Consider the following 13,281-nt stretch of genomic DNA (forward strand, 5'->3'; position numbering starts at 1 on the left):
CTGTCAATCTCCTGTGCATTTGATTGATGCATCGATGCCTTATCAAGCTCTCGCTTGGCTCCATCATAGTCGAGCATCGTGTATGCCTTTTCAACAGCAGATATAGCGTCATTATATTCACTTTGACTCTGCTCTATTGTCTTCTCAGCCAGTTGTGCGAGTTTGTTTATTTCAGCAAGTGCCGAGGCATAGTCGGCTGAAGCGAAAGTCTCAATCGCGGTTTTTTCTGAAACGGAAATCTGGTCAGACAAGGTTTTATTCCAGCGTCCCAGATCAATTTGATTAAGTTGTGGTTTCAGATGATTTTCATACTGCTGATAGGCATCGAGATATGTTTGTCTGATAGCAGCAGGGGGCTGTGGTGATGGTTGTGGTGGCACATCTGATAACGCCGGGTCGGTTTCGTTTTTTTGATGAGATGTTGACTGTGTAGGCGCTTCCACTGTTGGCGTAACGTTTTCCTGTTCCGGCATAACGTGTCGGACAAGCTTGAAGTTCATGGATATATAAATCAGTAAAGTTGCTAAGATGACGATCCCAGCAATGAATGCGCTCAGCATCACTAGCTTTTTCTGTTTGGCTTTTCTGGCCTCGGCAATTTTTTCGGCAATCATGCTGGCGCCTAAAGCTGTGTTTGCGGTGTTGCTTCTAGCTCATACATTTGTGACATAAATTGACGCCATTGTTGAAATTGCTCATCTGCATCACCGGTTAGTTCTTTTGTTTCTTCTTCGAATTTAACTACTTGTGGTGACATCTCTAAATCAACAGATTGCCCCAACTCATTGATGGCGTCTTGATGCATCGCTGCCTCTTCTTTTGAGGTCAGACCGCTGCTTATAAGAACGGCGCCACCCACACCGGCGGCTACAGCAGCGACGTCAGTGCCAATGTTATTGTCATAGGGGCTTCCGGAAGCGGCGGCAGCAATGGCGGCGGCGATCAGCAGCACACCACCAGCAATTTTTAACAAGCTTTTCGTTTTGGCTTCTTTTCGTAACAGGGTTTCAGTAAAGCTTGCTTTTTGCCAGGTAAGATAACTGTCTTCCATTTGCTGACTAAAAGCGCTGTAGTCTTGTTGAAGGTTATCCACAAACAGCTGTTCTCTGACCCTGACGGACTGCACTCGTTGATATAGGGGATCGGCATCACTTGGCATACTAATTACCTCCATCGGATCTTTGGAGGTATCAAGGTAAGGTAAGAATGCTTCCTCATTAAAGCTAGCAGCAAAACGTAAATCGGCAATTTGTTTTAACTCTGCAAGATTCGCTGGTTTCTGTTTGAGAAGTGCTTTAACTATGTCATCGGCAGCTTGATCAAAGGCGGGGTCATAAGGGTCTTTACCTTCGTTTCTAGGGTTTTTATAAAATCCCTCGCTCACTTCATAATCAATAGCGTCATCCATCCAGCGTTTACCACTGACATCAATTACCTCAAGGTCAAATTCCAGATCGACACCATCTGAGGTAACAATTTCTCCCAATACGTATAAATCGCCCGAAGCGGTATTATTGGGCGTGACTCTGACCGCACCAAATTTACCTGTGTCATCCAAGGCCTTTTTCAGCTTGTAGGCAAAGCGGTTTGCTTCTGCCCGACGAAGTTCTGGCCATATTCCTTCTTCTTCATAGCTAGAGGCGTCTTCAGAAAGACCTGGCGAGAAAGCAGGGATAACGACATCCAGTTTCGGGCCTGTGTAGCTCTCTTCAGCAGTGTCTTTTTCAAAGCTAGAAGAAACCTGGGGTCCTGTTGCGCTATTCGCGCCGGAATTTGTTAGCGTATTGGCACACCCTGTCAGCAGATGCATTAAAACCAGCGTATAGACTAATAAAGTGGAGGGTTTTCTATAACGATCACTGTTCAATATCCATCCCCTTGTATTTACGATATTCATTCCAGAGCTTTTTCTTGGTCTCAGGATCCGTTTCTGCCTCAGCAGCTATTCTAATCTGAGCCGCGATGGCGTCATCATTTTCTGCTGGTGGAATATCTTCCGGTATTCTGCCGTTCGACGAACTCGTCGTTGGGCCTGATGTTTGTGAATCGGTTGTTTCATTTGAACTGCTGGCGGTTGCCGCTGGTTCCTCGATCGGTTCCGACTCGGTTCCTTGTAGCATTTCACTTGCTGTGGACGTTTTGCCGCCATCTGAGCCAGACGAATTTGATGTGGCGCTGGCGGCTGATGAGGAACTTAAGGAAGGCGAGGTGTGGCAATTTTCAAACTTGTGTAAAGATTCATAGAAAGCCTGCTCCATGCGTTCTAGCCTTTCTGCACGCGTCATATCCGGATTGTCCTGGTAATCGATACCTACGACATCACAGTTGTCTGATGACTCTGTAGGTGGCTGAACTTCAGCCACACAAAACCCTGAGAATGTGAGTGTGAGAATGAAGATAAAAATGGGATTAAGAATAGACCATCCCCACCTTGAAGTTTCTTCCATTGGTCTTACCAGCGTCCGTTACGATACATTTTCAAAATAGAAATTCTGCTGTGAAATTACGATGAATTGAACTGTGTTTATAGGTAAAGGTTAACACGCCTTTTTATTTAAAGTGATGACTAAAAACGTTATGGATATATGTAATGAGCTAATAAACCTTATCACTCCATTACTGACTAGTTTCTGCTTTTTCATGTTCTTCAATGATTCTTTGAAGCCGCTCACGCATAAGCGCCTCATGCAGTTCAATTTGTCGTTGCTCATTTTTCAATGATTTGAGTAAGGCGCTAGCCATGAACACCATCAGAATCATGAATGGAAAAGCGGCAACGATAGAGATAGTTTGTAAAGATGAAAGTCCGCCACTCATTAACAAAACAGCGGCAACCAGTATCTGTACTATCCCAAAAGTAAATCGCAACCAGGGTCTTGGGATCAGCGCGCCTTTGCCAGTAAACATACCCAGAACGAAGGTGGCTGAATTGGCGGATGTGACCACAAATAAAATAATCAAGACCAGCATCAATACAGCCAATATTTCTGAGCCAGGCAATAGGTCAAGCAAGGCAAACAAGCCAGCACTGATCTCGTTTGAAACTGTCTCGGCAATGTTGGCATTCTGGAATATCTCAAAGTACATCGCACTCCCCCCAAAAGTGGCAAACCACAATGTACTGAGTAATACAGGCATTCCGATAACACCAAAAATAAATTCTCTGATAGTGCGCCCACGGGAGATGCGAGCGATAAATGTTCCGACAAAGGGAGCCCATGAGAGACCCCATGCCCAGTAGAAAATAGTCCAGCGTTCCACCCAATCTTCACCGGAATAGGGTGTCATGACAAAGCTCATGCCAATCAAGTTACTGAAATAGTCTCCAATTGCGTTGGTCATTGAGCCGGTGATGAAGTCTGTTGGGCCAGCAAAGAAAACAAAGATGAGTAGCAACCCGGCAAGCCACATATTCAGATCACTCATATAACGTATGCCACTCTCTAGAGGGGCGAGTGAACACAGAAGGAATATAAGGCCGATACCACCTAAAATGGCAAGTTGTGACGAAATACCAAATTCGAGGTTGAAGACTGAGAACATCCCACTGTTGATTTGAATGATACCCAGGCCAAGCGTTGTAGCAACACCAAACACAGTTGAGACGACAGCCAAGACATTAATCATATGACCCATACTGCCATCCACTCGGTCACCTAAAGTGGATCGGAATGCCTCACTGATAAGTCCTGCACGCTGTTGTCTGAAACGCACGTAGGCGATGGCAAGTCCAACAACGGCAAAATTTGCCCATTGATGAAATCCCCAATGGAAAAGTGAGTATCTCATTGCTAGGCTGGCTGATTCCGGTGAGTGGGGAAGTGTGCTTCCAAAGGGTGGGTTTGCGTAATGCGTCATGGGCTCAGCCACTCCCCAGAATACCAACCCGACCCCCATACCAGCTGAGAAAATCATCCCAAGCCATGATAGGTAGGAGAACTCTGGTGCTTCGCCATCAGCGCCTAAGCGAATCAGACCGTAGTTTGACAATGCGATACTGATACAAAAAACCAAGAAGCCAGTGGTAACGAAGAGATACAACCAGCCAAAGTGTGTTGTTGTAAACGCCAGTGCAGTCTTGGCATATTCAGCAAAGGTATCAGGATAGAGAGTTGCCACTGTAATAAAACTAAATAAAAGTGACAGTGACACGTAGAAAACCCAACCGGGTCTGGCGTTGACCATAAGAAGAACTGGAACTCAAAATCGCATTCTAACAAGCCGTGTTGTTATTTAACTAGTCTGAGTTTAGTAAAGAGAGTCAGGTCATCGGTACTCATCCACTGAGTAAGCTTTATTTCCTGATTCAGGATGGGCTAATTATATGACCGTCGACCATCATGGATTTTTTTGCTTGCGTAGATAAATAAACCAATAAAATAAGCCAACAAATACACTGCCACCTATGATATTGCCCAATGTTACGGGTATCAGGTTGTGCCAGAGAAAGCCACTGATCGATAATTGCTCAGATACCGGAACAGCCATTGTTGCAGCAATAAGTGCATCGGTTTGTGCCATCAAGCCCGCAGGAATAAAAAACATATTCGCTACGGAGTGCTCAAAACCCAAAGCCACAAATGCAGTAATCGGAAACAGAACGGCCAGAATCTTGTCAGTGGCACTTCGACCGGCATAGCATAACCATACCGCCAGACACACTAAAATATTACACAAAATGCCCCGGCTGAAGGCTTCCATCCATGTCAGATTCACCTTGGCATCGGCAATCATGACGGCATGCGCTCCAACGGCCCCATTACCCATTTGCCAATGGCCACTAAAGTAAATCAGAACCATTATTCCTAAAGCGCCAATAAAATTACCGATGTAAACCAGTGACCAGTTCTTGAGTAATTGTTTGAGGGTAACCTGACCATCAACATAAGCCATGACGATTAAATTATTTCCGGTGAATAACTCGGCGCCGGCCACAACAACGAGAACAAGGCCGAGACAAAAAGCCAGGCCGCCAATCAAGCGAAGTATACCGCTGGCAAGTTCTCCTGCATCATGCGTGACGACAGTAAATAAGGCGGCGCCCAAGGCGATAAACGCTCCTGCCAGTAATGACAACGCCAGAACCCGCAACGGATCGTTCCTGCTTTTGACGACCCCTAACTTCTGGATACGATTGGCAATCTCTTCAGGGCGGTATGCATCAATAGAAAATGGATCCATTTTCAACTCCTAGTATCTATTTTCATATCATGACTTATTTCATATCAGACGACCAGACTCACGCATCATATATTACTCAAGCTATACAATGCATGACGGTCATTTAATACATATTACAGGTTCAGTGTACCGTCTATAGGTCATATAGCATTAAGCCCAATTACTGCCTCTCATCATATTGATATGAGATTTGTATGCACATGGAAGGTGCATACAAATACTATTACAGTGCATCTTCAACCCCCCTCGTGAATATGGTTAATTTTATAAGTGACTGTTATGTATCAGTATTATTGGGTTTTAGGCCCTGTTTCTGTATTGGGTTGAATCTTGCTTGTAGTTTCAGGCTATTTTAGTTGGTGATTGAAATACTTAATGCAGCCAAAGACCAATCTAATGAGTGATTGAGTTAGAGACGATTTCTCTTAGACAAGATTTTTACCTTAATTTTTAGCTGTTCTGGATTATTAAACAACGCAAATAATGAAGGAAATGAAATGAGTGGAAATGAGTCTCGCATCCAAGCAATTTACCAAATCACGAACCGTGAACCCATATCAGTATCACAGCCCGAGCCTCTGGATAAAATATGGGCAAGCAATGTGTTCAACTTATCCAAAATGGAGGAGTCACTCTCCAAAGCAGCATTTAAGTCGATCAAGAAGACAGTTCAGAGTGGGGAGCCTCTCGACACGTTAACGGCAGAAGTGGTTGCAGCAGCAATGAAAGAATGGGCCCTATCAAAAGGGGTTAAATTCTTTTCTCATATCTTCTATCCGATGACTAATATCACTGCCGAAAAGCATGACGGGTTTATTGTTACCAACTCGGATGGTAACGCCATTACAGAATTTAACGGTAGCCTTTTAATCAAAGGCGAACCTGATGGTTCTTCCTTCCCAAATGGTAGCTTGCGCATGACGAATGCCGCTCGAGGCTACACGGCTTGGGATCCAACCAGTCCAGCTTTCATTATGGAAACTGACAATGGTGCGACTCTGATGATTCCAAGCGTTTTCATGTCATGGACAGCGGAAGCCCTGGATAAAAAAATCCCATTATTACGCTCGAATGCCGCCATGAATGAAGCCGCTCAGAAAGTGCTCTCCTTAATGGGGGAAACAGACATTGCAACATTAAATTCCAGTTGTGGTGCTGAACAGGAATACTTTTTAGTTGATAGCAATTTCGCTAACAGTCGCCCAGATCTGTTGCTTGCGGGCCGTACTTTATTTGGTGCAGCACCTGCCAAAGGTCAGGAGTTTGATGACCACTACTTCGGAGCGATTCCTGCTCGCGTTCAAGTGTTCATGCAAGACTTTGAAGATCAACTCTATAAATTAGGTATTCCAGCTAAAACGCATCATAACGAGGTCGCGCCGGGCCAGTTTGAAATTGCACCGTATTTTGAATCGGCGAATGTGGCTGCTGATCATCAACAGCTGATGATGACCTTAATGAAAACCACGGCTAAGAAGCATGGATTTCTTTGCTTACTTCATGAAAAACCTTTCGCGGGCATTAATGGTTCAGGTAAACATGTCAACTGGTCAGTCGGTAACGCCACCCAGGGGAATTTATTAGATCCAGGCAGCACCCCTCATGCCAATCTTAATTTCTTATTGTTCTGTGGTGCGGTTATTCGGGGCGTCCATAAGTTTGGTCCTTTATTAAGAGCCGCAATTGCCTCGGCGGCAAATGACCATCGTTTGGGGGCCAATGAAGCACCGCCAGCCATTTTATCGGTTTACTTGGGTGACCAACTTGAAAAAGTCTTCAAAGACATTCAAGAGGGTAAAATTACGTCATCACAAAGCGGAGGTGAAATGGATCTTGGTTTGTCTCAAATTCTGAATTTTGAACGAGATCCTGGCGACCGTAACCGTACATCACCATTTGCTTTTACCGGTAATCGTTTTGAATTCAGGGCAGTAGGCTCATCACAATCCGTCTCTGGTCCGCTGGTGACAATGAATACTATCTTGGCTGATTCATTAAACTGGATTGCTGAAAAACTGGAGTCGGAACTAGGAAAAGGAACGACACAAGCAGATGCTGTGCTTGCTGTTCTAAAAGAGCTAATGGAGTCACACGGTAATGTCGTGTTTGGTGGAGATGGTTATTCGCCCGAGTGGCATAAAATGGCAGTTGAAGAACGCGGTCTTAAGAATATCCCAACAACTGCTGATGCATTACCAGCTCTTCGTGAAGCTTCAGTAATAGAGTTATTTGAAAAAATGAATGTGCTCTCACCGGTAGAGCTGGAGAGTCGTTATGAAGTGTATTCCGAACAATATATTTTATCTATCGAAGTTGAAGCCAAGCTTGTTATAAACATGGCGAAGACAATGATTTATCCTGCTGCTTTAAGCTACTTGTCGGAGCTATCCATCACAGCCGCAGGCATGGCAGACATAGGGATTGAATTGGATAGCTCAATAGCAAAAACAATCGCGAGCGAATCAAACGCCATGATGACTGCCGTTACACAATTGAGTGAGGCTATAGAAAAGCATGATTTCGCTTCTACCGAAGAGCATATGCAATTCTGTGCTAACGAGATCCGTGGCCTGATGGACGAAGTACGCACACATGCTGATATTTTGGAAACAGAAGTCGCGGATGAATTATGGCCTCTTCCTAAATACCAGGAAATGTTATTCATAAAATAACATTAGCTATTCTACTTACGTTGTCATAGATCAGGACTGCAATAAACGTGTAGTCCTGATCTTGTTCTCATACAATTTATCTTACCTTGCGTATTGAGGACGCTGTGTTAGGAGGCCACTTGCAGCATTTTTGGACAGGTAAAAACACAAATCAGGCTTAGCTATAGCCAGACATTTTGGTATGCCGACTTTAGTGACAGGTATGAAAATAGTGAACCATAATTTCGCATCTATATCATAGTCTCTCTTGAGAACTCTCAAACGGGATAGAGGCTGAAAAATGCAAAACCAAATTCCTGATTCCTATTTGGATACACAGTTTTTAAATGTTGAAAAGATTTCACATTGGCCCAGCAACTTCGCCATAATATCTGCTTATGCAACCACCGGTGACAACGGCTCATCTGAGCAGAATGAATCAGCAGATAAGAACCTTGAGCAATATTTGAAGGCTCATTTCCCATGGGTTAGGAGATTGATTAGCTTCTCCCCAAAATGGGATGATTTAAAATCCGGATGGGCCGTTAACTGTAGCTGGAATGATGCTTGTGATATTGGCTTAATGTATAAACAAGATGTGATTTATTTTGTGTCTGGAAATACTGTATCCGTCAGTTTTTGCGATGAAAGACGAAAACCCGTGACTGTCGGTGATTTTGTATCACGACTGCATATCACACACACGACTCAAAGCAAAAAATAAAGTGTTTTCTGGCTCAAAACACCTCAATAAAAAGTTCAACACACGCAATGCCTAGAGGCCATGTGTTTTTAATAGTCCACCCCGGAATCGAATCAGCACACTCGCAATAAGCTAAATTTTATATAGAGAAATATCTTGTAACGCTTTATGCTGCTTATTAAGCATTTAGATAGTAGCTAACTACTTTAAATATCTAATCTGTAAGCTGAAAATAGTCATAAGAAGATAAAACTAAATGAGAAAGTTATTGAATTTATCGTGCGTTTTTATTGTGCTTTTGTTGACTGGCTGTAATCAGCAGCAAGATACCAGCGTTATACACAATTGGAGTTTGCAGTCCCATGCCGTTGCCAACAGTAGCAGCTTTAGGGAGTTGCAAAAGTTTGCAGAGAATGTGGCGTTGATGAGTGAGGGGCGCTTGTTAATTACGCCTTATCCTGCTGGTGAACATGCTCATGGTGCTAATATTTTCAACGCTGTTGCAGAAAACCGGGTACAGATGGGTAATGGTTGGCCAAATTGGTGGTCTGCTCAACACCAAGCGTGGGCAGTGATGAATTCTGGCCCTCTAGATTTTATGAATATCGATGCTTCTATGATGTTTTTCCTCGAAAAGGAGGGGGCCGTTTTTGCAAACCAGTTATCCCAGGAAAGTGGTGTTCTATGGCGACCTGCTTGGTGGGCTGGTATGGAGTTTGGTTTGGTTTCTAAAACCCCCATTACTGGTTTGAGTGACTTAGCAGGAAAAAAAGTACGAATAGGGCCCGGGTTACCAAGTGAAGTGTTAGCAAAAGCATCAAACAGCTTGACTATTCCTTTGGTCCCAGAGGAAATTAAGCCATCTATGATCGCGGGAAATATTGATGCGGTTGAGTGGACAACCACCTCAGGGCTATTTGATTTGGAAATAGTAGATATTAGTCCTTACGCAATAGTCCCCGCTATCTGGCAACCTTCGGTATTGTCTGACTTTTTGATAAATGCAGAAGCTTATGATGCTTTGGAACCAGCGTTGAAGTCCATTCTGGAAACCGCAATAAAATCGTTCACCTTGACTGCCACACTCAAAGCGAAAGTAAACGACATTGATGCATTAAAAATGCTCAAAGAGGGGGGGATGCACTTTAATCACTGGAATGAAGCTGATCTTACTAAGTGGCGTAGCGCATCAGAAGAGATCATTTCGCAATATAAAAAGGATCCTTTTTCAAGCCAACTGATTGAAAAAAAACATGAATTTAAAAAGGATTTTGACGAATATTACGATTTATTCGGCCCTTTCGAATAAGGCGATATGAACAACATCTTCAACGTAAGACTGATAGCAGGCATCGTCCTGAGTACTTTTCTGGTGATGTCAGTATTTGGTGGTATTAGATTTCATTTATCACAGACAGATTTTCAACAGCGTTTAGATGTTCTAATAAAGCAGACGGCTAATCGCATTGCTTCAGCGGTGAAACCTTCCATCTGGTCTATTTATAGCAAATCGGTTGATCGCGCTTTTTCAGAGGAGTTTGCCGCAGGCATACTCGATTCTGAACTAGAGGGGCAATATATTACTGGTGTCGTCGTCTATGGCCAATTTGGGCATGTTTTTATGGGGCGTTGGATTGATCAAAATGGTGATATACAGTCCTACGATAAATCCAACAAGTCGATTCTTCTAGAACAGTCCAACCTTTCCCGCTTGTATCCAATAAAATTTGAAACAATGACTCTTGGGAAAGTAGAGCTCTTCATTGATACTCAGCCGTTTATCAAACAGCAACGAGAGGCGATCTTAATTGAGTTAATGCAAATTGGTCTGGTTTCTATTTTCTTCATTTTTGTGTTGTTTTACCTCATCAGACAGGTCTTAAGCGATCCCGTGCGTAGACTCAACGTTGCCCATAAAGCTTTTTCGAGTATGAGTGAAGGGATTGTCTTTACAGATTTAAATGGTGAGATCTATCAGTCAAATGATGCTTTCAATCGAATAGCCAAAGTCAGTGATGACGGCATTTTAAAACAAAAAATTTGGCAGTTTATTTCTGATGATAAACACGCATTAAGTCAACTCAAGAGAGACGTTCAAATGGGTATTGGTTGGAATGGGGAGGTTAACCTTTCTAATTCTGTTAATGAGCAACTGCCTGTATGGCTAACGGTGTCGTCGGTTATCGAAGTATCGACTGATGATGCGGAGCTGGTTTTTTTATTCCAGGATATTTCTAAACAAAAAGATGTTGAGAACAAGCTCAAGAAAATGGCTTTTTATGACGGACTCACAGAGCAGCCTAACCGTCAGTATTTTGAAGAAGAGCTTAAATCTTCATTGAGAGCAAGCAAGCGAGAAAAAAGTAGACTTGCGCTTATTTTTATCGATTTAGACAATTTCAAAGAAATCAATGACTCATTAGGGCATGGAACGGGTGATCTGGTGTTGATTGAAGCAGCAAGGCGGTTCAATGCGAGAGTCCGAGAAAGCGACTTTTTATCCCGAATCGGTGGAGATGAGTTCACAGTCATTGTCAGTGAGTTTAGTGACTCTGAGGAAATAGCCATTCTGGCAAATGATTTAATAGCGTGTCTCAATGATCCTATTGTGGTTAATGAGAACGAATTTAAAATCGGAGCCAGTATTGGTATTTCTCTCTATCCTGACGATGCATCAGGTCCAGAAGAGCTCATCAAAAAAGCCGATATTGCAATGTACAATGCCAAGGATTCAGGGAAAAACCAAACATCATTTTTTTCCCCAAGTTTAAATGCAAAAGTAGAACGTTATTTTCAGCTTAGAAATAGTATTGATGTAGCGTTAGTGAATGATGAGTTTAGATTGTTCTTCCAGCCAAAAATTGATTTATTTAATAATCAGGTATACGGCGCAGAAGCCTTAATTCGTTGGTTTAAACCAGATGGAGAAATGATTTCTCCAGACCATTTTATTCTCTTCGCGGAAGAAACGTTACAAATACTTCCTATTGGGAAATGGGTTATAGAGGCAGCGGCTCAGCAGTTAACCTCATGGAAGGGGACAAGGTTTGAACATTTGTCCCTGTCCATCAATGTGTCACCTATCCAGCTGTTCCATGAAGATTTTATTCAGAATATAAAACAGACTCTAACAAACTATAATTTTAGCCCTGAAAAACTAGAAATCGAAATCACGGAGTCAGCAATTATCAGTGATGCTGATAAGGCGATTGATGTTTTAAAACAGCTGAAAAAATTGGGCGTCCAATTGTCGCTAGATGATTTTGGTACGGGTTATTCATCTTTGAGCTACTTAAAACAATTACCTTTTGACAACCTGAAAATTGACCGCTCATTTATAGCGGGGGCAGAACAAGGGAATACAAGCGGCAAAATTTTAACAGCAATTATTCGTTTAGCCCACGACCTCTCAATGGAGGTGGTTGCAGAGGGAATTGAAGATCACAAGCATCTAGAATTGTTGATATTGAATCATTGTCGCTATGCTCAAGGTTACTATTTCTCGCCGCCGCTACCGGTAGATAAATTTGAAAACATAAGGGAGCTGTCTGCTGAATTTGTTTCAGAGAGAGCGTAGTCATTGATGCAGGTTTTTGAACTCACTTACTCTGATTAATCAGGAGTAACTATGCCGTATGACTCATTATCAGAATTACCTGATCAGGTGAAAGATAATCTGCCGAAACATGCTCAGAAAATATATAAAGAAGCTTTTAATAGTGCGTGGGAGCAATATAAAAATCCAGAAGACCGTTACGATAATGACTCAAGGGAAGAAGTTGCACATAAAATTGCCTAGTCTGCTGTAAAAGAAAATAACAAACAAAAACGCTTTCGCTGTAATCGAAATAGCGAATAGAGTCTTATTTTCATGAGGTTTCAGCTATAATAATTTAAAGAATATAGCCTTGGAATCAAATCGACCTGTTAGAAAATATAACGTGGTTTCATCGCTATGGTTTTCAGTCAATATCGATAATGAGTACTAACCTCCAGACCCTATTGGAACCGGATAACGATGAGCAGTATACCTACACATAAACCACGTCCGATGCTTGATCTTTTAATAGGTATCATCATCCCGTCATTAATTCTGATGAAATGGAGTACCGACGATTATTTAGGTGTGAGTGGCGGTCTGATTATTGCTCTTTCGTTTCCTATTGGATGGGGACTTTTCGAGTTAATCAAATACAGAAAATTCAATTTCATTGCCCTGTTAGGATTTATCAGTATTTTACTGACAGGAGGTATCGGTTTGCTTGAGCTCGATACTAAGTGGTTGGCGATTAAAGAAGCCGCTATTCCTGCAATAATTGGTATTTCTGTTTTGATTTCAACGTATACGCCCTACCCTTTGGTAAAGGCATTACTTTTTAATCCAGCTGTTATGAATGTTGAAAAAATTCAACAAAAGCTTGAAGAATTGAACAGTACGCATATATTTGAGTCTCGCTTAATCAAGGCAACTTACCTTGTGGCAGGCTCTTTTGCCTTTTCAGCAACGATGAACTACATTCTTGCCAAAGCGATAGTAACCAGTACAGCAGGAACACCTGAATTTAATAAAGAGCTCGGTCAATTAACCTTATACAGTTATCCTGTTATCGCGCTTCCGTCTATGCTGATGACTATGGGCATTCTTTACTATTTATGGCGGACCATTCATGATCTAACAGGGCTAAAACTGGAAGAAGTTCTAAACTCAAAATAACAGAATAATTTAATTTTATCAGTGTGTTAGAT

Annotated in this window: 10 protein-coding genes and 1 pseudogene; 6 read left to right on the forward strand and 5 right to left on the reverse strand. The window is 42.4% G+C overall.

Going from position 1 to position 13,281, the window contains the following annotated elements; genetic code table 11:
* From ACTF5U_RS10220 to ACTF5U_RS10240, 5 genes and pseudogenes are all read right to left on the reverse strand, one after another.
* Nucleotides 1-614, reverse strand: a pseudogene (locus ACTF5U_RS10220) (hypothetical protein); the annotation flags it as partial.
* Between the two features lie 8 nt (nucleotides 615-622).
* Nucleotides 623-1,897, reverse strand: a complete 1,275-nt coding sequence (locus tag ACTF5U_RS10225) for a hypothetical protein (protein WP_438971529.1) — start codon at nucleotides 1,895-1,897, stop codon at nucleotides 623-625.
* Nucleotides 1,857-2,447 carry a hypothetical protein gene (locus ACTF5U_RS10230; protein ID WP_438971530.1) on the reverse strand — a complete coding sequence of 197 codons (591 nt, stop codon included), beginning with the start codon at nucleotides 2,445-2,447 and terminating at the stop codon, nucleotides 1,857-1,859. Before ACTF5U_RS10230 ends, ACTF5U_RS10225 begins: the two co-directional genes overlap by 41 nt.
* A 169-nt stretch (nucleotides 2,448-2,616) precedes the next feature.
* Entirely contained in the window at nucleotides 2,617-4,152 is a 1,536-nt protein-coding gene (locus ACTF5U_RS10235; RefSeq protein ID WP_438971531.1) for a BCCT family transporter, read from the reverse strand.
* Nucleotides 4,153-4,338: 186 nt separating this feature from the next.
* Nucleotides 4,339-5,181: a formate/nitrite transporter family protein gene (locus tag ACTF5U_RS10240; RefSeq protein WP_438971532.1), complete on the reverse strand. Its 843-nt coding sequence runs from the start codon at nucleotides 5,179-5,181 to the stop codon at nucleotides 4,339-4,341.
* Nucleotides 5,182-5,678: 497 nt separating this feature from the next.
* Between ACTF5U_RS10240 and ACTF5U_RS10245 the strand changes: the two genes are divergently transcribed.
* The 6 genes from ACTF5U_RS10245 (at nucleotide 5,679) to ACTF5U_RS10270 (ending at nucleotide 13,249) form a co-directional block, all read left to right on the forward strand.
* A complete protein-coding gene (locus ACTF5U_RS10245; RefSeq protein ID WP_438971533.1) occupies nucleotides 5,679-7,853 on the forward strand; it encodes a glutamine synthetase III family protein in 2,175 nt (724 codons plus the stop codon).
* Nucleotides 7,854-8,133: 280 nt separating this feature from the next.
* Nucleotides 8,134-8,556 carry a hypothetical protein gene (locus tag ACTF5U_RS10250; RefSeq protein ID WP_438971534.1) on the forward strand — a complete coding sequence of 141 codons (423 nt, stop codon included), beginning with the start codon at nucleotides 8,134-8,136 and terminating at the stop codon, nucleotides 8,554-8,556.
* Nucleotides 8,557-8,791: 235 nt separating this feature from the next.
* Nucleotides 8,792-9,844, forward strand: coding sequence for a hypothetical protein (locus ACTF5U_RS10255; RefSeq protein ID WP_438971535.1), 1,053 nt, complete (start codon nucleotides 8,792-8,794; stop codon nucleotides 9,842-9,844).
* Nucleotides 9,845-9,850: 6 nt separating this feature from the next.
* Nucleotides 9,851-12,112 (forward strand): putative bifunctional diguanylate cyclase/phosphodiesterase, encoded by a 2,262-nt coding sequence (locus ACTF5U_RS10260; protein ID WP_438971536.1) that lies wholly within the window; start codon nucleotides 9,851-9,853, stop codon nucleotides 12,110-12,112.
* Nucleotides 12,113-12,163: 51 nt separating this feature from the next.
* The gene (locus ACTF5U_RS10265; protein ID WP_438971537.1) at nucleotides 12,164-12,334 is read left to right on the forward strand and encodes a ChaB family protein; all 171 of its coding nucleotides are present in this window, start codon (nucleotides 12,164-12,166) and stop codon (nucleotides 12,332-12,334) included.
* A 252-nt stretch (nucleotides 12,335-12,586) separates the two neighbouring features.
* On the forward strand, nucleotides 12,587-13,249 hold the full coding sequence (locus ACTF5U_RS10270) for a VC0807 family protein (RefSeq protein WP_438971538.1): 663 nt from the start codon (nucleotides 12,587-12,589) through the stop codon (nucleotides 13,247-13,249).
* The last annotated feature ends 32 nt before the right edge of the window (nucleotides 13,250-13,281 follow it).

The organism is Methylophaga sp., assembly GCF_965655755.1.
GTDB lineage: Bacteria > Pseudomonadota > Gammaproteobacteria > Nitrosococcales > Methylophagaceae > Methylophaga.

Bases quoted from the DNA above. Each gene is read 5' to 3' on its own strand.
- ACTF5U_RS10225 (WP_438971529.1), bottom strand. From the start codon at position 1,897: ATGAATATCGTAAATACAAGGGGATGGATATTGAACAGTGATCGTTAT.
- ACTF5U_RS10230 (WP_438971530.1), bottom strand. From the start codon at position 2,447: ATGGAAGAAACTTCAAGGTGGGGATGGTCTATTCTTAATCCCATTTTT.
- ACTF5U_RS10240 (WP_438971532.1), bottom strand. From the start codon at position 5,181: ATGGATCCATTTTCTATTGATGCATACCGCCCTGAAGAGATTGCCAAT.
- ACTF5U_RS10245 (WP_438971533.1), top strand. From the start codon at position 5,679: ATGAGTGGAAATGAGTCTCGCATCCAAGCAATTTACCAAATCACGAAC.
- ACTF5U_RS10250 (WP_438971534.1), top strand. From the start codon at position 8,134: ATGCAAAACCAAATTCCTGATTCCTATTTGGATACACAGTTTTTAAAT.
- ACTF5U_RS10255 (WP_438971535.1), top strand. From the start codon at position 8,792: ATGAGAAAGTTATTGAATTTATCGTGCGTTTTTATTGTGCTTTTGTTG.
- ACTF5U_RS10260 (WP_438971536.1), top strand. From the start codon at position 9,851: ATGAACAACATCTTCAACGTAAGACTGATAGCAGGCATCGTCCTGAGT.
- ACTF5U_RS10265 (WP_438971537.1), top strand. From the start codon at position 12,164: ATGCCGTATGACTCATTATCAGAATTACCTGATCAGGTGAAAGATAAT.
- ACTF5U_RS10270 (WP_438971538.1), top strand. From the start codon at position 12,587: ATGCTTGATCTTTTAATAGGTATCATCATCCCGTCATTAATTCTGATG.